The 24,341-nt window shown below is 65.4% G+C and carries 19 protein-coding genes; 1 reads left to right on the top strand and 18 read right to left on the bottom strand.

Going from position 1 to position 24,341, the window contains the following annotated elements; genetic code table 11:
- Nucleotides 1-56: 56 nt before the first annotated feature.
- The 17 genes from metK to mutS all read right to left on the bottom strand — a co-directional run bounded on the left by metK (nt 57) and on the right by mutS (nt 20,708).
- Nucleotides 57-1,298, bottom strand: a complete 1,242-nt coding sequence (gene metK / locus LRX75_RS06340) for a methionine adenosyltransferase (protein WP_113149311.1) — start codon at nt 1,296-1,298, stop codon at nt 57-59.
- A gap of 220 nt (nt 1,299-1,518) precedes the next feature.
- On the bottom strand, nt 1,519-1,944 hold the full coding sequence (locus tag LRX75_RS06345; protein ID WP_113149312.1) for a helix-turn-helix domain-containing protein: 426 nt from the start codon (nt 1,942-1,944) through the stop codon (nt 1,519-1,521).
- A 151-nt stretch (nt 1,945-2,095) separates the two neighbouring features.
- Nucleotides 2,096-3,691 carry an apolipoprotein N-acyltransferase gene (gene lnt, locus LRX75_RS06350; RefSeq protein ID WP_231812807.1) on the bottom strand — a complete coding sequence of 532 codons (1,596 nt, stop codon included), beginning with the start codon at nt 3,689-3,691 and terminating at the stop codon, nt 2,096-2,098.
- Nucleotides 3,692-3,855: 164 nt separating this feature from the next.
- Nucleotides 3,856-5,079 (bottom strand): hemolysin family protein, encoded by a 1,224-nt coding sequence (locus LRX75_RS06355; protein ID WP_231812809.1) that lies wholly within the window; start codon nt 5,077-5,079, stop codon nt 3,856-3,858.
- A 12-nt stretch (nt 5,080-5,091) separates the two neighbouring features.
- Nucleotides 5,092-5,607, bottom strand: coding sequence for an rRNA maturation RNase YbeY (gene ybeY / locus LRX75_RS06360; RefSeq protein WP_231812811.1), 516 nt, complete (start codon nt 5,605-5,607; stop codon nt 5,092-5,094).
- A 3-nt stretch (nt 5,608-5,610) separates the two neighbouring features.
- The gene (locus tag LRX75_RS06365) at nt 5,611-6,657 is read right to left on the bottom strand and encodes a PhoH family protein (protein ID WP_231812813.1); all 1,047 of its coding nucleotides are present in this window, start codon (nt 6,655-6,657) and stop codon (nt 5,611-5,613) included.
- Nucleotides 6,658-6,697: 40 nt separating this feature from the next.
- Nucleotides 6,698-8,089: a tRNA (N6-isopentenyl adenosine(37)-C2)-methylthiotransferase MiaB gene (gene miaB / locus LRX75_RS06370; protein WP_231812815.1), complete on the bottom strand. Its 1,392-nt coding sequence runs from the start codon at nt 8,087-8,089 to the stop codon at nt 6,698-6,700.
- A gap of 86 nt (nt 8,090-8,175) precedes the next feature.
- Nucleotides 8,176-8,964: a lyso-ornithine lipid O-acyltransferase gene (gene olsA, locus LRX75_RS06375; protein WP_231812817.1), complete on the bottom strand. Its 789-nt coding sequence runs from the start codon at nt 8,962-8,964 to the stop codon at nt 8,176-8,178.
- An 8-nt stretch (nt 8,965-8,972) separates the two neighbouring features.
- On the bottom strand, nt 8,973-9,473 hold the full coding sequence (locus tag LRX75_RS06380) for a GNAT family N-acetyltransferase (protein ID WP_231812819.1): 501 nt from the start codon (nt 9,471-9,473) through the stop codon (nt 8,973-8,975).
- A gap of 1 nt (nt 9,474) precedes the next feature.
- Nucleotides 9,475-10,146 carry a tRNA (adenosine(37)-N6)-threonylcarbamoyltransferase complex dimerization subunit type 1 TsaB gene (gene tsaB / locus LRX75_RS06385; RefSeq protein WP_231812821.1) on the bottom strand — a complete coding sequence of 224 codons (672 nt, stop codon included), beginning with the start codon at nt 10,144-10,146 and terminating at the stop codon, nt 9,475-9,477.
- A 112-nt stretch (nt 10,147-10,258) separates the two neighbouring features.
- A complete protein-coding gene (locus LRX75_RS06390; protein WP_231812823.1) occupies nt 10,259-10,825 on the bottom strand; it encodes a NifU family protein in 567 nt (188 codons plus the stop codon).
- A gap of 175 nt (nt 10,826-11,000) precedes the next feature.
- Nucleotides 11,001-11,492 carry a universal stress protein gene (locus LRX75_RS06395; RefSeq protein WP_231812825.1) on the bottom strand — a complete coding sequence of 164 codons (492 nt, stop codon included), beginning with the start codon at nt 11,490-11,492 and terminating at the stop codon, nt 11,001-11,003.
- 75 nt (nt 11,493-11,567) lie between these two features.
- The gene (gene trpS / locus LRX75_RS06400) at nt 11,568-12,632 is read right to left on the bottom strand and encodes a tryptophan--tRNA ligase (protein ID WP_231812827.1); all 1,065 of its coding nucleotides are present in this window, start codon (nt 12,630-12,632) and stop codon (nt 11,568-11,570) included.
- 118 nt (nt 12,633-12,750) lie between these two features.
- Entirely contained in the window at nt 12,751-13,143 is a 393-nt protein-coding gene (locus tag LRX75_RS06405; protein WP_231812829.1) for a VOC family protein, read from the bottom strand.
- Between the two features lie 15 nt (nt 13,144-13,158).
- Nucleotides 13,159-14,778, bottom strand: coding sequence for a murein biosynthesis integral membrane protein MurJ (gene murJ, locus LRX75_RS06410; protein ID WP_231812831.1), 1,620 nt, complete (start codon nt 14,776-14,778; stop codon nt 13,159-13,161).
- Nucleotides 14,775-17,732: a [protein-PII] uridylyltransferase gene (locus tag LRX75_RS06415; protein ID WP_231812833.1), complete on the bottom strand. Its 2,958-nt coding sequence runs from the start codon at nt 17,730-17,732 to the stop codon at nt 14,775-14,777. The genes murJ and LRX75_RS06415 overlap by 4 nt, the downstream gene beginning before the upstream one ends.
- 267 nt (nt 17,733-17,999) lie before the next feature.
- A complete protein-coding gene (gene mutS / locus LRX75_RS06420) occupies nt 18,000-20,708 on the bottom strand; it encodes a DNA mismatch repair protein MutS (protein ID WP_231812835.1) in 2,709 nt (902 codons plus the stop codon).
- Between the two features lie 165 nt (nt 20,709-20,873).
- On the opposite strand from mutS, the gene LRX75_RS06425 reads away from it, so the two are divergent.
- Nucleotides 20,874-23,156 carry an NADP-dependent malic enzyme gene (locus LRX75_RS06425; RefSeq protein ID WP_231812837.1) on the top strand — a complete coding sequence of 761 codons (2,283 nt, stop codon included), beginning with the start codon at nt 20,874-20,876 and terminating at the stop codon, nt 23,154-23,156.
- 151 nt (nt 23,157-23,307) lie between these two features.
- Here LRX75_RS06425 and olsB read toward each other — a convergent pair whose 3' ends face one another.
- On the bottom strand, nt 23,308-24,216 hold the full coding sequence (olsB, locus tag LRX75_RS06430; RefSeq protein ID WP_231812839.1) for a l-ornithine N(alpha)-acyltransferase: 909 nt from the start codon (nt 24,214-24,216) through the stop codon (nt 23,308-23,310).
- Nucleotides 24,217-24,341 lie beyond the last annotated feature (125 nt).

Below are 24,341 nucleotides of genomic sequence, written 5' to 3' on the forward strand. Positions count from 1 at the left end.
GGATGCCGGCGAGGGCATCCGTTCTCTTGTCACACATTCGCGAAAACCGAAACGGCTCAGGCGGCTTTCAGCGCATCCTTGAGCGGCTTGACGAGATCGAGACGCTCCCAGGAGAACGAACCGTCGCGACCGGCCTTGCGACCGAAATGGCCATAGGCAGACGTCTTGGCGTAGATCGGCTTGTTCAGGTCGAGATGCCGGCGGATGCCGGAGGGCGACAGGTCGATCGTCTTGCGGATCGCGGCTTCGACCTCATCTTCGCTGATCTTGCCGGTGCCGTGCAGATCGACATAGATCGACAGCGGCTGGGCGACGCCGATGGCGTAGGAGAGCTGGATTGTGCAGCGGTCCGCGAGACCGGCCGCCACGACATTCTTGGCCAGGTAGCGGGCGACATAGGCAGCGGAACGATCGACCTTGGTCGTATCCTTGCCCGAGAAGGCACCGCCACCATGCGGCGCGGCACCACCATAGGTGTCCACGATGATCTTGCGGCCCGTGAGGCCTGCATCGCCATCCGGTCCGCCGATGACGAACTTGCCGGTGGGGTTGATGTACCAGTTGCAGTCCGCCGCGATCTCGATGTCGTGCAGGGCTTCGCGGATATAGGGCTCGACGACGGCACGCACCTTGGCGGAGTCCCAGCTTTCGTCCAGATGCTGGGTCGAGAGGACGATGGAGGCGACCTCCTTCGGCTGACCATCGACATAGCGGACCGTGACCTGGCTCTTGGCGTCCGGCCCCAGCTTGCCGGCATCGCCTTCGCCCTTCTTGCGGGCGGCGGCGAGCAGGTGGAGGATGCGGTGGGAATAGTAGATCGGGGCAGGCATGAGGTCGGCGGTTTCGCGGCAGGCGTAACCGAACATGATGCCCTGGTCGCCGGCACCTTCGTCACCCTGCTTGTCGGAGGCGTTATCGACGCCCTGCGCGATATCGGCCGACTGCGAGTGCAGCAGCACGTCGATCTTCGCGGTCTTCCAGTGGAAGCCGTCCTGCTCGTAGCCGATCTCGCGGATCGCCTTACGGGCAGCCGTCTTGAACTTGGCCGGGTTGATGACGTCCTTGCCGTTCTTGTCCTTCTTCATCAGGCTCGGCGGCAGGCGCACTTCACCGGCGATCACCACGCGGTTCGTGGTCGCCAGCGTTTCGCAGGCGATGCGCACGCCCCAGGGATCGACACCCGTCTTTGCAGCTTCGCGGTAGACCAGATCGACGATCTCGTCCGAAATCCGGTCGCAAACCTTGTCGGGGTGACCCTCGGCCACGGACTCGGAAGTAAACAGGTAGTTAGCACGCATGCGGGACGTCCCCTCAGTGAAAACAGGCTTCGACGGTGTAGTAAGTATGCCCGTAAAAGACAAGCGCACAAGGACATAAATATATCTTTATATGGGCAAATGGGGTTGTTTATTGCCTGTTCAGGGCTTGCTGAGGTGCGAACCCGAGTGCCGGCTGCGTCCTTGACGGCATAAAAAAAGCGGCTCCGTAAGCCGCTTTTTTCATAGGAAACCTGTTGCGCTACTCGGATTCGACATCTGCCGCGAGCGCCTTGACCAGATCGACGATCTTGCGGCGCACCTTGGGGTCGCTGATCTTGACGAAGGCGCGGTTCAGCTGGAGGCCTTCGGAAGACGACAGGAAGTCGACGACATAGTTCGAACTCGAGGCTTCGGCCATGCCGGACGCACCGCTGCCGGACCCGGAGTCGCCGGGCGCATCCTCGAAAAAGAAGGACACCGGGACATTGAGAATGGCGGAGATGTTCTGAAGACGGCTTGCACCGACACGGTTGGTACCTTTTTCGTACTTCTGAATTTGCTGGAAGGTGATGCCGAGCGCTTCGCCCAGCTTTTCCTGACTCATTCCGAGCATTGTCCGACGGAGCCTGATCCGACTTCCGACATGGATGTCGATCGGATTCGGCTTCTTTTTGTTCTCAATCATAGCGGGTTCCTATTATTCGAAGTACCTTCAGCCCGTACTTCGGCCGTTGCAAAGAGCAGACCACATGCCATGCCACGTAGTCCGGGTCATTCCCCTCCGAGCATAGGTGCGTTTGACGGCAGCGACACTATGCAACTTCACACGTTTTGGGTCAATTCTGCCGAAAAACAAAACCAAAACGAGAAACTATTGCGGACACCAACAGAAAAAGCACCAGAACGAGAGCGTGCCTCCGCTGCTGCTCGGGCGCGGCGACCAAAGCTGCACGACCGGGCAGAATTGTGTCGAAAAAGCCACGTTCGCCAAGAGAAAGCCCGGAGACGACATTTCCCCGCGCATCGATGACCGCGGAAATGCCGGAATTCGCCGCGCGGATCATCGGAACGCCATTCTCGACCGCGCGCAGGCGCGCCTGCTGGAAGTGCTGGTAAGGCCCCGGCGTATCGCCGAACCAGGCATCGTTGGTGATGTTGAGCAGCGCGGCGGTGGACAACGCGTCGCTGCCGATCTCGTTCGGGAAGATCGCCTCGTAGCAGATCAGCGGATAGAGCGTGCGCCCGCCCGGCAGCGTCAGGATGGTGCGCGTTGCCGCGGAGGAGAAGCCGCCCGGCATGGCGGCGGCGATCGCGTTCAGGCCCATGCGCGACAGGAGATCCTCGAACGGGAGATACTCGCCGAAGGGCACGAGGTGGACCTTGTCGGCCGCGCCGACGATCTGGCCTCGATCGTCGATGACATAGACGGAATTGTAATAGCGCGGCGGCAGGCCGGCGCCCGCATCTTCGGTGCGGACGGCGCCGGTGACGAGGAGCTGCCCGTCCTGCAGCACGTCGGCGATCCGCGTCAGGGCATCCGGATTGTCCGTGAGGATGAAGGGAACAGCGGTTTCCGGCCAGACGATGATATCCGGGCGCTTGCCGCCCGCCTCGGGCGGCGTCGCGCTCAGTGCCAGATGGGCTTCGAAAACGGAGGCGCGCTCGCCGTCATCGAGTTTGCGGGCCTGATCGATGACCGGCTGGACGATCCGCACCGTCGCCTGCGGCTCGGCGGCGGGCGGCTCGGGCGTGTGCAGCCGGTAGGCGCCATAGCCGACATGGGCCGCGACCAGAACGGCCGCGAGGGTCAGCCCCACGCCCATGCCCTTGCGCGTGCCGATGAGGGCGGGTGCCGCATAGACGAAGACGGCCAAGAGGTTCATGCCGACCATGCCGACCAGCGAGACCGACTGCATGAGGAGCGGCACCGGCATGGCGGCCATTCCCACGGCGTTCCACGGAAAGCCCGTGAACAGCACGCCGCGCAGCCATTCGGCGCCTGCGAAAGCGACGGCGAGCGCCGCGATGCGCCCTGCTCCGTCGGACCAGAGCAGGCGGGCGACGAAGGCCGCCAGCCCGTAATAGATCGCCAGCACGGCAGGCAGGCCGACGACGGCGAGCGGCAGCGCCCAGGCGAAGGTATCGGCCTCCACCAGCAGCGCATTGCCAAGCCACCAGAGACTGCCGAGGAGATAGCCGAAGCCGAAACACCAGCCGAGCGAGAAGGCAGGCAGCGCCCGGCGAAGCGGGCCGTGCTCCGGCTGGCCGGAGGTGCCGTCCAGCAGCCAGACGAGAACGGGGAAGGTCAGAAACGGAACGGCGAAAATATTGAAGGGCGGCAGGGCGAGCACTGTGACCAGCCCGGCCAGAAAGCCGAGGGACGCCCGCCGAAAACCCGACGACAGCATGATCCTGCCGGCCAAACGTTCCATTCGCATTCCTATCCGCCTGCTACGATCCGGGCATCCGGCGTCACGCGCGCCGAAGATGCCGGAGCGCCGGTCGATGTCCCGCTCTCTTCATGATGCATCAGGCATGCCCAGAGCATGTGTCCTGTCACCGATCGAAGCTCCGGACGCTGAGCGGCGCGGCGCCGTCAGCCGACCGGAGGGCCGGACGGCCCCTCGGTGGTGCTGGTTTCGGCTCGTACGGGCTCTGCACCGACGTCGTCCTCGCCTTTGACCGCCGCGCGACGGCGGGCCGGCGGGCGCTTGCGGACGATGCGGACCTTCTTCACGCGCCGGGGGTCGGCATCCAGAACCTGGAATTCGAAGCCCGGCAGGGCCTGCACGACCTCGCCGCGGGCGGGAATGCGGCCGAGCGATGCGAACACCAGACCGCCCAGCGTATCCACCTCTTCCAGCTGCTCGCGCACGTCGAAGTCGGGGCCGATCGCAGCCGCGATCACCTCGAGCTCGACGCGGGCATCGGCCACGAAGATGTCGTCCGACGTGCGGGAGAACATGACCTCGCTGTCGTCATGCTCGTCCTCGATATCGCCGACGACCATTTCGACGATGTCCTCCAGCGACGCCAGCCCGTCCGTGCCGCCATATTCATCGATGACGAGCGCCATCTGGATGCGCGCGGCCTGCATGCGCTGCATGAGGTCGGAGGCATGCATGGATGGCGGCACGAAGAGAACCTGGCGAATGATGCCGGCCTCTTCCACCGTCTTGTCGAGATCGATACGGGCCAGGTCGATGCCGGCGCGCGGCTGGCGCTGCACCTTTTGCGGACGATCTGCCGCCAGGGCCGCAACGGCCGGCGATGCGGCCACGCGCGGCGGGCCGCGACGGCGCGCGCGCGCCTGCTTCGTCACATAGGACAGGAGGTCGCGGATGTGGACCATCCCGCGGGGATCGTCGAGGCTTTCGCTGTAGACCGGCATGCGCGAGCGCCCGGACTCCTCGAAGATGATCATGAGTTCGCCGATCGTGATGCTCTGATCGACCGCCTCGATATCGGCGCGGGGCACCATGACATCCTCCACACGCACCTCGCGGAAGCGCAGGATGTTGTTGAGCATGGCGCGCTCGGCCGGCGAGAAGACCTCGTCGGCGCCCGGATCCGCCATCAGCGCGTCGGCGAGATCCTCGCGGATCGTGGCACCATTCGGGCTGCGGAACAGGCGGGCCGCCCGGGCCCAGAAAGAGGTGTGATGCCGGTGACCTTCCGGCTTGTGGACCTCGGGCTTGACGGCCTCGGCGGCTTCGGCCTCATAGACCTGAACCGCGCTACTACTGCCCGGTTCGTCCTGACTGGAGGCGTCCGCATCGTCTTTGCCAGCCGCGGCGGGCTGTGATCTGAAGTCGCTCATCGTTCCAAACTGTCAAACGGGATCGCTGTCCCCATAGGGATCAGATACCCCAAGACCCGAGAGAATGCGAGTCTCCAGCTGTTCCATTCGCTCCGCTTCCTCCGTTTCCAGGTGGTCGTAGCCGAAAAGATGGAGGAATCCATGCACCAGAAGATGTGTCAGATGGTCGTCGAAGGGCTTTCCAAGGTCGTCTGATTCGCGCACCAGCGTCTCGTATGCCAGCACGATATCGCCCAGCATGGGGCCCGGCATGCCGCCCGGCACGACGGGAAAGGCCGGGAAGGACAAAACGTTGGTCGGCTTGTCCTGGCTGCGCCATTCCGCGTTGATGCTGCGGATTTCCGCGTCGCTGGTGAAGACGAGCGACAGTTCCGGCGTCATTTTCGGGAACGGCTGTTTTTCCTCGCGGGCGAGAAAGGCGGCGGCATGTTCGAGAATGCGCGTGCTCGATGCTTCGAGCACGGCTTCATCCGGCCAGCCGCCTTCCTCGACGCTGACCTGAAGGTCCAGAAAGGATTTGCCCGACATGCCCTACAGGCTTTCGTCCGGCACGGCCGTCTGCGCCTCGTAGGCCCGCACGATGCGCGCCACCATCGGATGGCGTACGACATCCACATCCTTGAAGCGAACGACCGACACGCCCTCGACATCCTTGAGGATCTGCAGCGCTTCCACGAGGCCGGACTTGGTGCCGCGCGGCAGATCGACCTGGCTCGGGTCTCCGGTGACGATCATGCGGCCGTTCTCGCCGAGACGCGTCAGGAACATCTTCATCTGCATGGTCGTCGTGTTCTGCGCCTCATCGAGAATGACGACGGCATTGCCGAGCGTGCGGCCGCGCATGAAGGCGAGCGGCGCGATTTCGATGACGCCGGCGGTGATCGCGCGTTCGACCTTGTCGCCGGGCATCATGTCGTAAAGCGCGTCATAGAGCGGACGGAGATAGGGATCGACCTTTTCCTTCATGTCGCCGGGCAGGAAGCCAAGGCGCTCGCCGGCTTCCACCGCCGGGCGCGAGAGGATGATGCGATCGACCGCACCGCGTTCCAGCAGCTGGGCGGCATAGGCGACGGCGAGATAGGTCTTGCCGGTACCGGCCGGGCCGACGCCGAAGACGAGCTCGGAGCGTTCCAGCGCGCGGATATAGGCATCCTGCGTCGGCGTGCGGGCGGCGATGGTCTTCTTGCGGGTCGAGATCTGCGCGAGGTTCAACTTGGCCTTCTTCTCCATGGTGGGAAGCTGCAACTGGTCGTCGGCCGCAACCGCCATGCGGATCGCGCCTTCCACGTCGGAAGTCTCGACCGAGCTGCCCTTCTGCAGGCGACCGTAGAGATAATCCAGTGCCCGGCGCGCCTGATTGGTCGCCGTCACCTCGCCCGAGATCGCCACGGAATTGCCGCGCGGGCGGGCATCCACATGCAGGCGCTGCTCGATGAGCTTGAGGTTCTGATCGTATTGTCCGAACAGCTCGCTCGCAAAGCGGTTGTTCTCGAATGTGAGCACGAAGTGATTGGCGTCTGTCGTAGGCGTTGTCTTCGACTGGCGCGGCGGGGTTGAAACCAATTCGTGTCCGTTCAAGCGGCAGGGCTCCCGAGGATGTCGTCAGGCCCTGATGGTATCAGTCGTCGACCACGTCGGCAAACAAACTGTTAGGACCCGCGGCGGTGATTCGTACCCTGATAATGTCACCGATTTCCACGCCCTTTGCATCAACATTCACCGACTGCAGCCAGGGCGAACGGCCGATAAGCTGGCCGGGCATGCGGCCGGGCTTTTCCAGAAGCAGATCGATCGTGCGGCCGATGCAGCTCTCGTTGAAGGCGCGCTGCTGCTCGAGCAACAAAGCCTGCAGCGTTTCCAAGCGCTTGGCCTTGACGTCCTCGGGCACCTGATCCTTCAGGTCGGCGCCGGGCGTGCCGGGACGTGTCGAATATTTGAACGAAAATGCCTGTGCATAACCGATGCTGCGCACGAGGCTCAGCGTATCCTCGAAATCCGCATCCGTCTCGCCGGGGAAGCCGACGATGAAATCGCCCGACAGCGCGAGGTCCGGCTGGGCGCGGCGGATCCGCTCGACCAGCGCCACATATTCGGCCGCCGTGTGACGCCGGTTCATGGCCTTGAGGATACGGTCCGAACCGGACTGCACCGGCAGGTGCAGGTAGGGCATCAGCGCCGGCAAGGTGCGGTGCGCCTCGATCAGGCTGTCGTCCATGTCGCGCGGATGGCTGGTGGTGTAGCGCAGGCGCGCAAGGCCTTCGATCTGCGACAGCCGCTGCAGCAGGGCGCCCAAGCCCTCGCCGCCCGTGGTGACGGTGCCGTGCCAGGCATTGACGTTCTGCCCGAGCAGCGTGATTTCGCGAACGCCGGCGGAGACGAGCTTCTCGGCTTCCGCGACGATCTGCGCCATGGGACGCGAGACTTCCGAGCCGCGCGTATACGGCACGACGCAGAAGGTGCAGAACTTGTCGCAGCCCTCCTGCACGGTCAGGAAAGCCGTGACACCCCGCGCGCGGGTCTTTGCCTTGTCGGGCGCCGGCAGGTGCTCGAACTTGTCCTCGATCGCGTAGTCGGTTTCCAGCACGCGCTCGCCGCGGCCGACGCGCTTCAGTGCCTCCGGCAGGCGATGGTAGGTCTGCGGCCCGATGACGAGATCGACGGCGGGTGCCCGGCGCAGGATCTCATCGCCCTCGGCCTGCGCCACGCAGCCGGCCACGCCGATCATCATCTCGCGTCCTTCGCCCGCCTTGCGCTTCTTCAGGTCGCGCAGCCGCCCGAGCGCGGAATAGACCTTCTCGGCCGCCTTTTCCCGGATGTGACAGGTGTTCAGGAGAACGAGATCCGCATCCTCGGCATTGTCGGTCGCGACATAGCCGTCCTTGGCCAGCGCGTCCGTCATCCTGTCGGAATCATAGACGTTCATCTGGCAGCCATAGGTCTTGACGAAGACCTTCTTCGTGGGCGCCGGAGCGAGGGCGGATGCGGGGGCGAGGAGCGTTTGGTCGGTCATGCGAGGTGCATAGCGCAAATCGGGCTGGAAATGAAGCGATGTGGGGCCGGGAAGGTGGAAGGACGGGAGACGGGCGGAAAGCCCCCTTACCGCCCCCGAAGTCGCGCCAGCAGCATGGTCTTCAGCTGCGTCTCCACATCGCGGCTCACCTTCTTGCGGTTGCTGTCGGCGCGATACGCGATGGTGCTGCCGAAAACGAGATCGACATCGACGGCGCCTTCGCGCAACACACCCATGAGGTGCGGCACGAGCTCGATATCGCCCGGCCAGGCGGCGATGGGCCGGTGGTAGCGGCCCATCGGCATGCCGTGAACCCGCGTATAGGCGATGGCGACCGGCTGGACGTGGACGGTTCCCTCCGGCGCCAGCGGCACGGCGGCGGCGGCGGCCCCGAAGAGCGAGGTCTTGATCTCCAGCAGCCGGTTGCCGTCGGAGGTCGTGCCTTCGGGAAAGAGCACGACGATTTCGCCTGCGGCAAGGCGTGCGCCGATCTCGTTGACCTGGTTGCCGGTCGTGCGCTTCTGCTCGCGCGCGACGAAGATGGTTGCCTGCAGGCGGGCGAGCAGACCGAAGACCGGCCATGCCTTCACCTCCGCTTTCGCGATGAAGACGACATCGGCGACCGAACCGAGGGCGAGGATGTCCTTCCAACTGACATGGTTCGCAACGAGCAGGAGCGGCCGCCTCGTGTCCGGCGCACCATGGACATGCACCCGAAGCCCGATCATGCGGCAGGCGATGCGGTGCCAGAGGCGCGGCAGGGTTCGCCTTGCCGGTCCGTCGCGCCAGAGGAGGACGAGCTGCACCGGCGCGAGCAGAAGCGTCGCCAGGACCAGGAGCGATACGCAGACGACGATCCGGAGCCAGACGATCATCGGGCCGCTCAGAGATCGAGACGAAGGACGTCGGCACCGCCGGCGGCGGCATCCGGGCCGGACGGCTTGTAATAGGCCTTGCGCTCGCCGACCTTGCGGAAGCCGAGACGGCGGTAGAGCGCCTGTGCCGCGACATTCGCCTGATCAACCTCGAGGAACATGGCCTCCGCGCCATCCTGCCGGGCGCGGCCGAGCGCCGCCTGCATGAGGCGCCAGCCAAGGCTGACCCTGACATAACGGGGATCGACGCCGATGGTGAGAATTTCTGCTTCGCCGCCGGCCGACCGTGTCAGCACGAAGCCGCCCATCGCCGATCCGCTGGCCGCATTGTTCTGCCGGGCGACGAAGCCGAAGACGCTCTCCTGCAGAAGCAGCGCGTGAAATTCGCTGGCGCTCCAAGCCGGTTTGAAGAGGGCGGCGTGAATCCGCGCCACGCCTGCGAGATGATCGACAGTCATGTCGAAAATGTCGAACTCCGGGCGGCGGATGAAATAGTCGATCAGAGCCATGTCAGGCACGTGCCACGGCAAAGCCCGCCTGCGAGCGGACGTCGGGGCCCCGCAGGTAAAGCGGCTTCGGCAGGGCGATGGCGGGATCCACGGTCGCGCCCAGCTTTGCCACGACCGCGATATCGGCGGTATCGGACGGCCGCTCGATCGCCTCGTCGGCCGCATCGTCGCGCAACAGGGACGCGCCGGAGCCGCTGATCGTGCCGGCGAAGGTGGCGAAGTTGGCTCTGGCGGCGCCGACGTCGCGCGCCTCGGCCTCCGCCGTCGGCTGTCCCTCACCATCGAAGGGCTGGAGGTAGACCTCCTCGCGCTTCGCATCGGTGACGACGAGCACGGGACGGCCTGGTGCGAGGGCGAGAGCGGATAAGGCCAGCGCCTGTAGGACGGAAATGCCGACGACGGGGCGACCCAGAGCAAGACCGAGCCCGCGGGCTGTCGCCACGCCGACGCGGATGCCGGTGAAGGAGCCGGGACCGATGGTGACGGCGATGCGATCGACCTTGTCCATCGCGACGCCGGCGCTCGCCAGCGCGTCGTCGATGAAGCCCATCAGCCGCTCGGCATGGCCACGGCCGATATCGGCGCCGGCCGTGCTCAACGTCACGTCGCGCGCGGCGTCGTAAAGCGCGACGTTGCAGGCCGTGCCGGCGGTATCGATGGCAAGAACGATCATACGGAAGGCTGGCCCCGTCTCAGGATGCCCGTCACCGGGCGGTCGTCGAACCCTCGGGAAAACGCCGCCCCCGGCGTCTCCTGAAGGGCAGTCTCGTCACGTCGGTGGCGGATCAGACCGCCTCGACGGCCTGGACCTCGGGCACGAAGTGGTGCAGGAGGTTCTGCACGCCGTGCTTCAGCGTCGCGGTCGAGGACGGGCAGCCCGAACAGGCACCCTTCATGTTGAGAAAGACCGTGCCGTCGCGAAACCCCTTGAAGGTGATGTCGCCGCCATCCTGTGCGACGGCCGGACGGACGCGGGTTTCCAGCAGTTCCTTGATGGTCGCGACGATGGTCTCGTCGCCCTTCTCGAAGAATTCGCCTTCCTGGTCGGCCTCTTCCGCACGGCCCTGCCCCGCCATGATCGGCTGGCCGGACATGAAATGCTCCATGATGGAGCCGAGGATGGCGGGCTTCAGGTGCTGCCACTCGGCATCCGCCTTGGTGACGGTGATGAAGTCGTAGCCGAAATAGACGCCGGTGACGCCGGGAATGTCGAAGATGCGGGCGGCAAGCGAGGAACTCGCGCGGGCCTCGGTCTCGTCGCGAAACTCGGCAGTGCCGGTTTCCAGCACGACCTTGCCCGGCAGGAATTTCAGCGTTGCGGGGTTCGGGGTCGATTCGGTCTGAATAAACATGGTGTGCTCCCTGTCGGGTAAAGGCCGACGGTCAAAGAATTGCTTAATGAGCATAGGCGCCTCGCGCCTTGCCATCAAGCCTGCGCTGCCGCCAGCAAGATGGTGATCGTGGAGGCTGCATACCAGAGGCCCGTCCGGTTTGACAGAAAGATCCGGCGCCGGCGGCTGCGTCCGATCAGCTCAGCGCGTCGATCTCGTCGTCCGTCAGCATGTCGGGAATGACGGTGACGGGGATCGGGAAGACCGCCGTCTTGCCGGCAATGGAAGCGACCAGCGGACCGGGGCCGTCCTTGTAGGAGCCGGCGGCGAGAACGAGAATGGCGATGTCCCGGTCTTCCTCGATGAGGCCGTAGATCTGCTCGGTCGGAAGTCCCTCGCGGATGATCATTTCCGGCTCGATGCCGATCTTCTCGCGCACGTCATGGGCGACCTTGGCGAGAGTCGCCTCGGCTTCGGCGCGGGCCTCGGCCCGCATGATGCCTTCGACGCCCAGCCATTGCTGAAAGTCGCCATCGGGGATGACGTAGAGCAGAGCCAGGGCGCCGGCCGAATGCTTGGCGCGCATGCCGGCATAGTGGACGGCGCGGCCGCATTCCGGGGTGTCGTCGATCACCGCGAGAAACTTGCGGCGGTGACCTTCCATGCGGGAGAGACGTGTCGAGACCATTTGCGGACACTCGCATTCGCGCCCGCCCTTCGCAAGGCCGTTTTCGTCTCGTCCCCGACCTCGGACGGCCGCGACCTACTGGAGGAAGCCGATGATCTCGCGAACCTCGCGCATCGTGGTTTCCGCCCGCGCCCGCGCCCGCTCGCCGCCATCGCGCAGGATGGCATCGATGTGGCTGGTGTCGCCCATCAGCCGCGACATTTCACCGGTGATGGGGGCGAGCACATTGACCGCAAGCTCGACCAGCGCCGGCTTGAAGACGGAGAACTGCTGGCCGCCGAATTCGGCAAGGATCTCGGCCTTGGTGCGGTCGGCAAGGGCCGCATAGATGCCGACGAGGTTGTCGGCCTCCGGGCGGCCGGCAAGGCCTTCGACCTCGGAGGGCAAACCGTCCGGATCGGTCTTCGCCTTGCGGATCTTCCTGGAGATCGTCTCGGCGTCGTCGACGAGGTTGATGCGCGAGAGATCGGACGGATCGGATTTCGACATCTTCTTCGTCCCGTCGCGCAGGCTCATGACGCGCGGCGCGGGGCCGTCGATCATCGGCTCGACCATCGGGAAATAGGCATGCACCGGCTCTTCGCCGACCGTGATGTCGATGCCCTTGCCGCCCTTTCGGATGTGGGCCTGATAGTCGAGATTGAACTTCATGGCGATATCGCGCGTCAGTTCCAGATGCTGCTTCTGGTCGTCGCCGACCGGCACATGCGTCGCGCGGTAGACGAGGATGTCGGCGGCCATCAGGCTCGGATAGGCGAGCAGGCCGAGCGAGGCGTTCTCGCGGTCCTTGCCGGCCTTGTCCTTGAACTGCGTCATGCGGTTCATCCAGCCGATGCGCGCGACACAATTGAAGATCCAGGCGAGTTCGGCATGCTGCGGCACGGCCGACTGGTTGAAGATGATATGGGCCTTGGGGTCGATGCCGGAGGCGATGAAGGCGGCGGCAATCGAGCGGATCTGCCCCGGCAGGTCCTCATGCACCAGCTGCGCGGTGATCGAATGCAGGTCCACCACGCAATACATGCAGTCGTTGTTGTCCTGCAGCGCCACGAACTTGCGGATCGCGCCGAGATAGTTGCCGAGGTGGAGATTGCCTGTCGGCTGGACACCGGAGAAGACGAGCGGCGGAAAATTTGACATGGAGACCTCGATCGGGCGCGGGAAATCATGCGGTCTGCCGCGGAAACGGCCGGCGGAATTTTCCGGGCTTATGCACGGGCGCTGCCCGACAATCAAGGTGGTTCTCTGTCTGCCGATCTCAGCCGGCTGGCTGCAGGAGATCCCAGAGATTGCCGAAGGGATCGGCAAAGACCGCAACGGTGCCGTAAGGCTCATGCCGCGGCTCCTCGCGGAAGGCGACGCCCCTGGCGCGCATGGCCGCGTGATCGCGCGCGAAATCGTCGGTGTGCAGGAAGAACGCGACGCGCCCGCCGGTCTGGTTGCCGATCGCGGCCGTTTGCGCCGCACCGTCCGCCTTGGCGATGAGCAGCGCGGTCTCGCGCGCACCGCGGGGCCGCAGCACCACCCAGCGCTTGCCGTCCCCCATGTCGAGGTCTTCCACAAGCTCGAAGCCGAGGCTGTCGCGGTAGAAGGCGATGGCGTCGTCGTAATCGGGCACCACGAGCGTGATGCGGGCGAGGGTCTGTTGCATCGGCTACCTTTCCGATCAGATCTGCGGCGGAGGCAGAACGCTGGTGTCGGCCTCCTCTTGCGCCGTCGCGGGGCGCGGCTTGCGCTTCAGGTTGCGGCGGAGCATCGAGGCGTCGGCGCCGCCGATGGCGAAGGCGAGGGCGAAATAGACGATCATCGCCATGCCGATCAGCAACATCAGCGCCGTCAGTTGCGTGAGGAGACGCGCCTGCGGAGTCAGCCAGTCGGCGAGGTAGCCGGAGGCGTAATGCAGCGCCACGGCCATGACGACCGTTGCCGCGATCAGACGCAGGACGCGCGAGAACAAGGCGGGTTCCCATTCCCAGTGGCCGCGGCGGACGAGCGTCACGAAGAGCAGCACCGTCGTCAACCAGCCGGAGGCGGCTTCGGCGGTGGCGATGCCGCGTTCGCCGTAGAGCGGGAACAGCGACACCGCGAGCAGGCAGTTGAAGGCGACCGAGATGCCGGTAAACCGCATCGGCGTCTTGGTGTCCTCGCGCGCGAAGAAGCCGGGATTGAGCGCCTTGATCATGACGAAGGCGGGAAGGCCAAGGCCGTAGATCGCCAGCGTCGAGGCGACCGTGGCCGTGGTGGCCGGGGAGAAGGCGCCGCGCTCGTAGAGCACGCGGACGATTTCGTCGGAGATGACCCAGATGGCACCGGCGGCCGGCAGCGTCAGGAACAGCACAAATTCGAGCGAGCGGTTCTGCAGGTTCGCCGCTTCCTTCAGCGCACCGCCGCGAAGGGCGCGCGACAGCTCGGGCAGGAGCACCACGCCGACAGCGATGCCGACGACGCCGAGCGGCAGCTGATAGACCCGGTCGGCATATTGCAGCACCGCGATGGCGCCGTCCTTGGTGGAGGCGATCATCTGGCCGATCAGCTGGTTGATCTGCGTGATGCCGCCGGTGATCGCGGCGGGAAAAGCGAGCACCAGAAGGCGCTTGACGTTGGGCGTGTAGCGCGGGCGGCGCAGGCCGAACCGCATGCCGGCATGGCGCACGCCGGCATACAGCACCGCCATCTGCAGGATGCCGGCAACGAGCACGCCCCAAGAGAGATACCAGGCCGTCATCAGCGGGTCGGCGCCGGTCCAAAGACCATAGGCGAGTGCTGCGATCAGGGTCAGGTTCAAAAAGACGGGGGCGATGGCGGCGGCGAAATAATGGTGCAGCGAGTTCAGCATGCCCGACAGCATCGCGGTCAGCGACATGCACATCAGATAGGGAAACATCACGATGGCCAGCTTGACCGTGACATCGAACTTCTCGGGGTCGCCCACGAAACCCGGCGCGATGATCGTCGAGACGATCAGCGGCATGGCCAGTTCCATGGCGATGGTGATGACGAGCAGCACCGTGAAGAGGACGCCGAGCACCTCCTCGGAGAAGCGCTTCGCGCCGTCGATGCCGTTCGCCTCGATCTCCTTGGCAAACAGCGGCACGAAGGCCACGTTGAACGCGCCTTCCGCAAAGAGGCGGCGGAAGAGATTGGGAAAGCGGAAGGCGGCGTAGAAGGCATCGGCCATGGGGCCCGTGCCGAGCGCCGCGGCCATCAGCGTCTCGCGGCCGAAGCCGAGCAGCCGGCTGCCGAGCGTGGCTCCGCCGACGGTTGCAAACTTGCGGGCAAGGCTCATCCGTCAGCTTTCATCTTGCGGGATCCTGCGGACCGTGTGTTCGACGGGGCCGTAGCGTGCGACGTGGCACCGCCGTCTGGCGAATGGCCGAGGGGCGCAATGCCCTGCGCGATGATGCCGGCCGGCATGCGGTCGCGCACCTCGTCGGCCTGTTCGGCCATCACGGCTTTCAGGCGCGCCGTGATATGGCCGTGCCGCGTCTCGTTTGTGATCTTCGCGCCCACGAGGTCGGTCACGTAGAACGTGTCGATGACCTTCTCGCCGAACGTGGTGATGTGGGCGGAATGGATGTCGAGCGACAGATCCGCCAGGACCGCCGTGATCTCCGACAGAAGGCCCGTCCGGTCGAGGCATTCGACCTCGACGACCGTGAACTTGTTCGACAGCGAATTGCTGATCGTGACGGCAGGCGGCACGGTGAAGGTCTTGTTGCGCTTGCGGCCCTTGGTGCGGCTGGCGATGACGCCCGGCAGATCCTTCTTGCCGGACAGCACGTCCTCGATCATCCGGCCGATGCTGGCCGCACGCCGCGTCTCGTCGTCATCGACGGTAAATTCGCGGTTGATCAGGATGGTGTCGAGCGCGCGTCCGTCCGATGTCGTGAAGATCTGCGCATCGACGATGTTGGCGCCGGCGGCGGCACAGGCACCGGCGATGATGGCGAGCAGGCGCGGATGGTCCGGCGCGAGAACCGTGATCTCGGTGATGGCGTGAAACTGGTGCGTGCGCACCATGGTCGCCAGCGTCCGTTTGGTCTTGTCGGTCTCGCGGATGAAGCGGGCGTGTCGAACCTGATCGTCGAGCGACACCGACAGCAGATAGGGCTGGTAGTGCAGCCGCGAATAGGTCTTGCGATCCTTGCCGCTGAAATCCTCGAGCGCATCGAAGAGCAGCGAGGCCGCATGCGCGGCGCGCTCCTTGCGCGGCACGTCCGAGAAGCCGCCGGACAGCAGAAGCTCGGTCTCGTAGTAGAGCGTGCGCAGCAATTGCCCCTTCCAGCCGTTCCACACGCCCGGGCCGACGGCGCGGATGTCGCAGACCGTGAGGATCATCAGCATCTTCAGCCGATCCAGCGACTGGACGCGTTCGGCGAAGTCGAGGATCGTCTTGCGGTCGTTGAGGTCGCGGGTCTGCGCGACCATCGACATGGTCAGATGTTCCTCGATCAGCCAGGCGACCGTTTCGGTCTGCTTGTGCGTCAGGCGGAAGCGGGGCGCGAGGCGACGGGCGAGCCGGGCGCCGGCCTGGGAATGGTCCTCCGGGCGCCCCTTGGCGACATCGTGCAGGAGCACGGCGACATAGAGCGCGGTGCGCTCCTCGACCTGCGGCATCAGCTTGGCAGCCAGCGGATGGATATCCTGATCGAGCCCGCGATCGATGCGCGACAGCATGTCCACGGCCCGCAGCAGGTGCTCGTCCACCGTGTAGTGGTGATACATGTTGAACTGCATCAGCGAGACGATGCGGCCGAATTCGGGGATGAAACGGCCGAGCACGCCGGCCTCGTTCATGCGGCGCAGCACCAGCTCCGGGTCGCGGCGCGAGGTGAGGATGGAGATGAAGAGGCGGTTGGCCTCCTCGTTTTCACGCAGGGCCGGCGTGATGAGGCCGAGCGACCGCGTCAGCTGCTTCAGCGCTGCGGGGTGGAACTCCAGTCCGTTGACGTCGGCGATGTGGAAGAAGCGGATGAGGTTGACCGGATCGCGCCGGAAGATGTCGGGGCTCGCCAGCGCGATGCGCCCGCCATCGTCGACGAATTCCAGCGAGCCGGGGATCTTTCGCACGCGACGGCGGAAACGATTGATGACGGCGGAAAGGCCGGGCAGCTCCTTGGCCTGCTGGTCCTCCAGCGCCGCGCAGAAGATGCGCGTGAGGTCGCCGACATTCTTGGCGACGAGGAAGTAGTGCTTCATGAAGCGCTCGACCGAGGTCATCCCGGGATGATCCTGATAGCCGAGGCTCTCGGCGATCTCGCGCTGGATATCGAAGGACAGGCGCTCCTCGGCCTTGCCGGTCAGGAAGTGCATGTGGCAGCGCACGGCCCAGAGGAAATCGTCGGACTTGCGGAACAGATGGTATTCGGAGCGCGAGAGCACGCCGAGCTTGACGAGATCGGAAGATTCGCGGACGCGGTAGTAATACTTGGCGATCCAGAAAAGCGTGTGCAGGTCGCGCAGGCCGCCCTTGCCCTCCTTGACGTTGGGCTCGACCAAGTAGCGCGTGTCGCCAGCCTTGCGGTGGCGTTCGTTGCGCTCGGCAAGCTTGGCGGCGATAAACTGCGGACCCGTGTTGCGGACGATCTCGTCGTCGAAGCGCGCTTCCAGATCGTCCACCAGTCCGGCGCAGCCGCAGATCAGGCGCGCCTCGAGAATGGCCGTGCGGATCGTCATGTCCTCCTCGGACAGGCGGATGCACTCTTCCACCGTGCGGGTGGCATGGCCGACCTTGAAGCCCATGTCCCAGAGGAGATAGAGCATGTACTCGATCGCCGGTTCGCAGAAGGGCAGCTTCTTGGCCGGCAGCAGGAACAGAAGATCGATGTCGGAACCGGGGGCGAGCGTGCCGCGGCCGTAACCGCCGACCGCCGCCACCGCGATCTGCATCGACGGCGGCATGCCGGCCGCGTTGAAGACGTGGTTGAGCACGAAGTCGTGCAGGATGGCGATCAGCCGGTCCTGCAGCCAGGAAATGCGGGCCGCACAGGCGAGCCCGCCGCCGTCCTCCTTCAGGAGTTCGTAGGCTTTGGCGCGGCCACGGGCATTGGCGTCCTTCAGCGCGGCCAGCAGGGCCTGACGCATCGGGTCGCGCTGTTCGGCATGCGCCGACGCGATGAAATCCACCTTGGCCTTGAGGGCTGCGATGTCCAGGATGTCGCTGAAGTCGATGTCCTGTCTCCTTGGCGCCGGCCGGATGTACTCCGGGCGCGCGATAGTTGCGAGCCGCTGTTTTGGCATCACATTCGAACCTTCCGCCCTTCCGGCGTCAACGGGCCACCGGTCGCAGCGCGATCGTCATGTCTACCCCGAACCCCGTTTCCCGCCAGGGCCTGAAGGGTATAGGGCAAAACGATTGCCAAGACGTTTCCGACCCGGCCGATGCATCGTTTCCAACGGGCAATTGCGCCCTTTCGAGGGCGTCCTTAGGCTCGTCGCCTGACCCAGAGCTGGATATGGTGGAGACGAGGCAGAAAGGTCAAGTCCCGCCGCATGTGCGCGGACGGGTCAAGAGAGCTGCTTCTTCAGGGCGTAGAGCGCATCCATCGCCTCGCGCGGCGTCATGTCGTCCGGATTGAGGCGCTTTAGCGCATCCTCGACCGCCGACGGCTTGGCGCGGGCGACCTCCTCGCGGCGGATGGCCACCTGGAACAGGGGGAGATCGTCGATCAGCTGACTGGCCGGGTTCTTCCGGTCGGCGTCCTCGAGTTTCGCCAGAACGTCCTTAGCACGGGCGACGACGGCTGCGGGGAGGCCCGCGAGACGGGCGACCTGGATGCCGTAGGAGCGATCGGCCGAACCGGGGCCCACCTCGTGCAGGAAGATCACGTCGCCGTCCCATTCCTTGACGCGCATGGTGACGTTGGACAGGCGCTTGAGCTTTTCCGAGAGAACGGTCAGCTCGTGGAAATGCGTGGCGAACAGGCCGCGGCAGCGATTGGCCTCGTGCAGGTGCTCGACGGCCGCCCAGGCGATCGACAGGCCGTCGAAGGTCGCGGTTCCCCGGCCGATCTCGTCGAGGATGACGAGCGAGCGGTCCGTCGCCTGATTGAGGATCGCCGCGGTCTCGACCATCTCCACCATGAAGGTGGACCGGCCGCGCGCGAGGTCGTCGGAGGCGCCGACGCGGGAGAACAGGCGATCGACCACACCGATATGGGCGCTGGCGGCAGGCACGTAGGAGCCCATCTGGGCCATGATGGCGATCAGCGCATTCTGGCGCAGAAACGTCGATTTACCGCCCATATTGGGGCCCGTCAGCAGCCACAGGGCGCCATCGCCCTCCGGCGAAAGGGGCGAGAGATCGCAGGTATTGGCGACGAAGGCGGCGGATGCCTGGCGGCGCAGCGCCTGCTCGACAACCGGGTGCCGGCCGCCCTCGATCGCGAACATCTTCGAGGTATCGACCGTCGGGCGCCGATAATCCTGCTCCTCGGCGAGCACGGCAAGGCCGGCGGACACGTCGAGGACGGCGAGTGCGAGCGCTGCCGCCTTGATCTCGTCCGCCGCAGCAATGACGGCCTCGACCATGCCGTCGAAGGCGGCAAGCTCGATACCCAGCGCCCGGTCGGCGGCATTGGCGATCTTGGTTTCGAGATCGGCCAGTTCCGTGGTGGTGAACCGCATGGCGTTCGCCATGGTCTGGCGGTGGATGAAGCGAGCCTTGGCCCCCTCCCCGTCCGTCATCGGACCGGCATTGCCCGCGGTCACCTCGATGAAATAGCCGAGCACGTTGTTGTACTTGATCTTCAGCGAGCGGATGCCGGTTTCCTCGGCATAGCGCAGCTGCAGCGCGGCGATGACCCGGCGGGACTGGTCGCGAAGAGCGCGCATCTCGTCGAGTTCGGCATGACAGCCATTCCGCAGGAAGCCGCCATCGCGCTTGAGAAGCGGCAGATCGTCGGCCAGCATGCCGGCGAGCCTTTCGGACAGCTCGGGCGGCAGCGCGGCAAGCGCGGTGCGCGCCGTCTCCAGCTCCGTCGGCAGATCGGGCTGATCGACCAGCCGGGCGATATCAGCACCGGTGCGAATGCCGATGAGCACCGCACCGAGATCGCGCGGGCCGCCGCGGCCGAGGGAGAGGCGTGACAGCGCGCGCGGCATGTCCGGCACGTGCTTCAGCGCCGCACGCAGATCGGCAGAGAGCGACGGCTGCGCGAGGATGGTGGCGATGGAATCGAGACGCGTGCGAATGCGCTCCGGATCGGTGAGGGGCGACATCAGCCGCTCGGCAAGAAGCCGCCCGCCGCCACCGGTCACGGTGCGATCGAGGGCCCGCAGCAGCGATCCGTCCCGGCTGCCGGAGAGCGTCTTGACCAGCTCCAGATTTGCCCGGGTTGCCGGGTCGATGAAGAGCGACGAGGCGGCGCTTTCGCGCTCGGGCCTGTCGAGCGGCGGGCGCTCCGCCAGCTGGGTCTTTTCCACATAGCCAACGGCCGCCGAGGCGGCGGCGAGTTCCGCGCGCGAGAACTGGCCGAAACCGTCGAGCGTCTGCACGCCATAATAGCGGGCCAGGCGGTTTTCGGCGGTGGCGCTATCGAAGAGGATGGCCGGCTGCGGCACGGCGACGCGACCGATGACGTCGAGCACGGGGCGCATGTCGGGATCGTGGAACAGCGTGTCGGCGAGAATGAGCTCGCGCGGCTCGATGCGCAGGATATCGGCGAGAAGCCGCGTTTCCGTCGTTTCGGACAGCCGGAAGATGCCGGTGGAAATATCGATCCAGGCGAGCGCGAAAGCCGGCTCGGCACTGCCGCGCAGGCGGGCCATCGCCATGAGGTAGTTGCTCTCGGAAGCGACGAGCAGCTTTTCCTCGGTGATCGTGCCCGGCGTGACGAGGCGCACGACGTCCCGCTTGACGACCGACTTCGAGCCCCGCTTGCGGGCCTCCGCCGGATCCTCGGTCTGCTCGCACACCGCAACGCGGAAGCCGAGGCCGATCAGCTTCTGGAGATAATCATCGGCCGCGTGGATGGGCACGCCGCACATGGGAATGTCCTGCCCGAGATGCTGGCCACGTTTCGTCAGAACGATTCCGAGCGCACGCGAGGCTTCCAGAGCATCATCGAAGAACAGCTCGTAGAAATCGCCCATCCGGTAGAACAGGAGCGAGCCGGGGTTGTTCGCCTTGATCTCGATATACTGTTCCATCATCGGCGTCGCCTGCACGCGCACCTCGGGAGGCGCGGGGGATGGCGCAGCCGTTGCTTCGGCCATGGAGGAAAAGTGCGTCGTCAAGATATACCAGTTTTCGCTAAAAAAAGCCGCCGGCCGGCCAAAAAGACAGTGTCACCCTAGCGAACGGCGTCTATAGAAGACAACAAGAAAGCGCGGCCAGGGGTGGCCGCCCACAGAAGCTTGGGGATCCGAGGGAACATCATCATGGCAAACGAACGCAAGGCCCGCGCAGGCGGAACGGCCGTCACGGATCAGGAAGCGCTGGATTTCCATTCGCAGGGACGACCCGGCAAGCTGGAGATCACGCCGACGAAGCCGATGGCGACGCAGCGCGACCTGTCGCTGGCCTATTCGCCCGGCGTTGCCGTTCCCGTGAAGGCCATCGCGGCCGATCCGGCGACGGCCTATGACTATACGACGCGCGGCAACATGGTCGCCGTCATTTCCAACGGCACGGCCATTCTCGGCCTCGGCAATCTGGGCGCGCTGGCCTCCAAGCCCGTGATGGAAGGCAAGTCCGTGCTCTTCAAGCGGTTCGCCGACGTCGATTCGATCGACCTCGAGGTCGATACGGAAGACGCCGATACCTTCATCAACTGCGTGCGCTATCTCGGCCCCTCGTTCGGCGGCATCAATCTCGAGGACATCAAGGCGCCGGAATGCTTCATCATCGAGCAGAAGCTGCGCGAGATCATGGACATTCCGGTGTTCCATGACGACCAGCACGGCACCGCGATCATCGCGACGGCCGGCCTGATCAACGCGCTGGAACTGACCGGCCGCGACCTGAAGACCACGCGCCTCGTCTGCAACGGCGCGGGCGCTGCGGCCATCGCCTGCGTCGAGCTGATCAAGTCGCTCGGTTTTGCGCCCGAAAACATCATCATGTGCGACACCAAGGGCGTGATCTACCAGGGCCGCACCGAGGGCATGAACCAGTGGAAGTCGGCCCATGCCGTCAAGACCGACCGGCGGACGCTGGAAGAGGCGATGGACGGCGCGGACGTCGTGCTCGGCCTGTCGCAGAAGGGCGCCTTTTCGGAAGGCATGATCCGCTCGATGGCGCCCCGGCCGATCATCTTCGCCATGGCCAATCCCGACCCGGAAATCACGCCGGAGGAAGTCGCCTCCATCCGTGACGACGCGATCATGGCGACCGGGCGCTCGGACTATCCGAACCAGGTCAACAACGTCCTCTGTTTCCCGTATATGTTCCGCGGTGCGCTGGACGTGCGGGCCACCACGATCAACGAGGACATGAAGATCGCCGCGGCCAAGGCGCTCGCAAGCCTTGCCAAGGAAGACGTGCCGGATGACGTCGCGGCCGCCTATCAGGGCAACCGTCCGCGCTTCGGGGCACAGTACATCATCCCCGTTCCCTTCGATCCGCGCCTGATCTCGTCCATCCCGGTCGCCGTCGCCAAGGCGGCGATGGAGAGCGGCGTGGCACAGAAGCCGATCGCCGACCTTGCCGCCTATGGCGACCAGCTCTCGATGCGCCGCGACCCGATCGCCTCGACGCTGGCACGGATCTACGAGCGCGTGCGGCTCGCGCCGAAGCGGATCGTCTTCACCGAGGGCGAGGAAGTGCCGATGATGCGCTCGGCGCTGGCCTATGCCAACCAGAAGCTCGGCACCGCGCTGCTGCTCGGCCGCGAGGACCGCATGCGCGAGACGGCAGCGCGCGAGGGCATCGACCTCGACCGCCCCGGCATCAAGCTCGTCAATGCGCGCATTTCCGATCGCACGGGCGCCTATACCGACTATCTCTATGCGCGCCTGCAGCGGCAGGGCTACCTCTTCCGCGACGCGCAGCGTCTGATCAACAACGACCGCAACCATTTTGCCGCCTGCATGGTCGCGCTGGGCGACGCCGACGGCATGGTGACGGGCATCACCCGCAACTATTCGACCGCGCTCGACGATGTCAGGCGCTGCATCGACGCCAAGCCGGGGCACCGGGTCATCGGCGTCTCGATCGCGCTTTGCCGCGGCCGCACGGTTCTGGTGGCGGATACGGCCGTTCACGACATGCCGTCGTCCGAAGAGCTTGCCGACATCGCCGTGGAGGCCGCGGGCCTCGCGCGCCGTCTCGGCTATGTGCCGCGCGTGGCGATGCTGGCCTACTCCACCTTCGGACATCCGCAGGGGGAACGTTCGGAGCGGGTCCGCGAGGCGGTGAAGATCCTCGACCGGCGTCGCGTCGATTTCGAATATGACGGGGAAATGGCGGCCGATGTGGCGCTGAACATGAAGGTGATGGAGCAATATCCGTTCTGCCGCCTGTCCGGCCCCGCCACCGTGCTGGTCATGCCGGCGTTCCACTCCGCCTCGATCTCCACCAAGATGCTGCAGGAACTCGGCGGCGCCACGATCATCGGCCCGCTGCTGGTCGGCCTCGACAAGTCCGTGCAGATCGTCTCGCTGACCGCCAAGGACTCCGAGATCGTCAACATGGCGGCGCTGGCGGCTTACAACGCCGGGTAACGCCCGATCGGAATCCTGAAGAGGCCCCTCCCAAGCCGGGAAGGGCCTCTTCGTTCGTCGGCGCCATGCGCCCTTCATACACGATAAGACGGCTTTTCCGCCTGACGACACCGGACGCCGCGCGCGCAGGCGACGTGCCCTTGCAATGGCGTCAGAGGGCGAAGCGGGTGGCGTCGGCGCCGTAATAGTTGAGGTAACGGCCGGCGATGTTGGTGATGGGCAGGACGACGAGAATGTCGGTCGTACGGAAAGCCTCGTCCACCACCGCGCCATCGCCGACCATGGCGCCGATGCGCAGGTAGCCCTTGATGAGGGGCGGCATGGCGGAGAGCGCGGCGCGCGCCTGGATCGCCTCGACCGGCATCAGGTCCATGACGCGGTAGAGTTCCGGCCGCGCCTTCACCTGCCATTCGCCGCTGGCAGGCACGGTGTGGTGCAGGAAGGACAGAGCCAGCGCGTGATGTTCGGGAACGGTGCCGGGGAACGAGGCGCAGCCGAACATGGCGTCGATGCCGTGCTTCAGCGCGTAGGCCCAGTTGCCCTGCCAGAGAAGCTCCACCGTGCGCTTGGTGCGATAGGAGGGCAGGACGCAGGAGCGGCCGAGTTCCATGAAGCGCTTGCCGGGGTGGCGGGCGATCAGCGGGTCGACGAGAAATTCGGAGGCGGAATAGAAGCCGTCGGCAGCGGCCGCCACGTCCTGGCGCAGCAGCCTGTAGGTTCCCACGATCTGCGCTTCCGACGGACCGAGCAGCGATGTGTCGAGCACCAGGAGATGGTCGCAGACGGCATCCCAGCCGTCGATGTCGCGGCCGAGCAAGGCGGCGCCGGCTGGCACGCGGGCCCCCATTTCCTCGACGAACACTTTGTAGCGCAGCGCCTGTGCGGCGTCGATTTCGGAGGCCGTGCGGGCAATCCGGGTTTCGAGCGGCCCGATGCGGCCGAGCACGTCGCTGGCCGGTGCCGCTTCGCGCGGCGGACGCGCGCGGACGATGGCCGGGCTCGGTACGGGCACGGACATGGTGCGGAGAGCCGAAACGGATTCCAGAATTTCGATCGTCATCGCAGATTACCCCTAATCGCGAGCATGCGGCTACACGTTGGCCGCGAACGCCTTGGGGAAAACGACGGGCATTTTCCCGACATTTTCCGAATCGCGCTCGGGCCGCGGTGGCAGTCCGCTTCCTG

It is taken from the genome of Rhizobium quercicola (genome assembly GCF_021168455.1).
Lineage (GTDB): Bacteria > Pseudomonadota > Alphaproteobacteria > Rhizobiales > Rhizobiaceae > Ferranicluibacter > Ferranicluibacter quercicola.

What these genes read in the sequence shown, in the direction of transcription:
- metK (WP_113149311.1), bottom strand. Translation starts at nt 1,298, where the DNA reads ATGCGTGCTAACTACCTGTTTACTTCCGAGTCCGTGGCCGAGGGTCAC.
- LRX75_RS06345 (WP_113149312.1), bottom strand. Translation starts at nt 1,944, where the DNA reads ATGATTGAGAACAAAAAGAAGCCGAATCCGATCGACATCCATGTCGGA.
- lnt (WP_231812807.1), bottom strand. Translation starts at nt 3,691, where the DNA reads ATGGAACGTTTGGCCGGCAGGATCATGCTGTCGTCGGGTTTTCGGCGG.
- LRX75_RS06355 (WP_231812809.1), bottom strand. Translation starts at nt 5,079, where the DNA reads ATGAGCGACTTCAGATCACAGCCCGCCGCGGCTGGCAAAGACGATGCG.
- ybeY (WP_231812811.1), bottom strand. Translation starts at nt 5,607, where the DNA reads ATGTCGGGCAAATCCTTTCTGGACCTTCAGGTCAGCGTCGAGGAAGGC.
- miaB (WP_231812815.1), bottom strand. Translation starts at nt 8,089, where the DNA reads ATGACCGACCAAACGCTCCTCGCCCCCGCATCCGCCCTCGCTCCGGCG.
- olsA (WP_231812817.1), bottom strand. Translation starts at nt 8,964, where the DNA reads ATGATCGTCTGGCTCCGGATCGTCGTCTGCGTATCGCTCCTGGTCCTG.
- LRX75_RS06380 (WP_231812819.1), bottom strand. Translation starts at nt 9,473, where the DNA reads ATGGCTCTGATCGACTATTTCATCCGCCGCCCGGAGTTCGACATTTTC.
- tsaB (WP_231812821.1), bottom strand. Translation starts at nt 10,146, where the DNA reads ATGATCGTTCTTGCCATCGATACCGCCGGCACGGCCTGCAACGTCGCG.
- LRX75_RS06390 (WP_231812823.1), bottom strand. Translation starts at nt 10,825, where the DNA reads ATGTTTATTCAGACCGAATCGACCCCGAACCCCGCAACGCTGAAATTC.
- LRX75_RS06395 (WP_231812825.1), bottom strand. Translation starts at nt 11,492, where the DNA reads ATGGTCTCGACACGTCTCTCCCGCATGGAAGGTCACCGCCGCAAGTTT.
- trpS (WP_231812827.1), bottom strand. Translation starts at nt 12,632, where the DNA reads ATGTCAAATTTTCCGCCGCTCGTCTTCTCCGGTGTCCAGCCGACAGGC.
- LRX75_RS06405 (WP_231812829.1), bottom strand. Translation starts at nt 13,143, where the DNA reads ATGCAACAGACCCTCGCCCGCATCACGCTCGTGGTGCCCGATTACGAC.
- murJ (WP_231812831.1), bottom strand. Translation starts at nt 14,778, where the DNA reads ATGAGCCTTGCCCGCAAGTTTGCAACCGTCGGCGGAGCCACGCTCGGC.
- LRX75_RS06415 (WP_231812833.1), bottom strand. Translation starts at nt 17,732, where the DNA reads ATGCCAAAACAGCGGCTCGCAACTATCGCGCGCCCGGAGTACATCCGG.
- mutS (WP_231812835.1), bottom strand. Translation starts at nt 20,708, where the DNA reads ATGGCCGAAGCAACGGCTGCGCCATCCCCCGCGCCTCCCGAGGTGCGC.
- LRX75_RS06425 (WP_231812837.1), top strand. Translation starts at nt 20,874, where the DNA reads ATGGCAAACGAACGCAAGGCCCGCGCAGGCGGAACGGCCGTCACGGAT.
- olsB (WP_231812839.1), bottom strand. Translation starts at nt 24,216, where the DNA reads ATGACGATCGAAATTCTGGAATCCGTTTCGGCTCTCCGCACCATGTCC.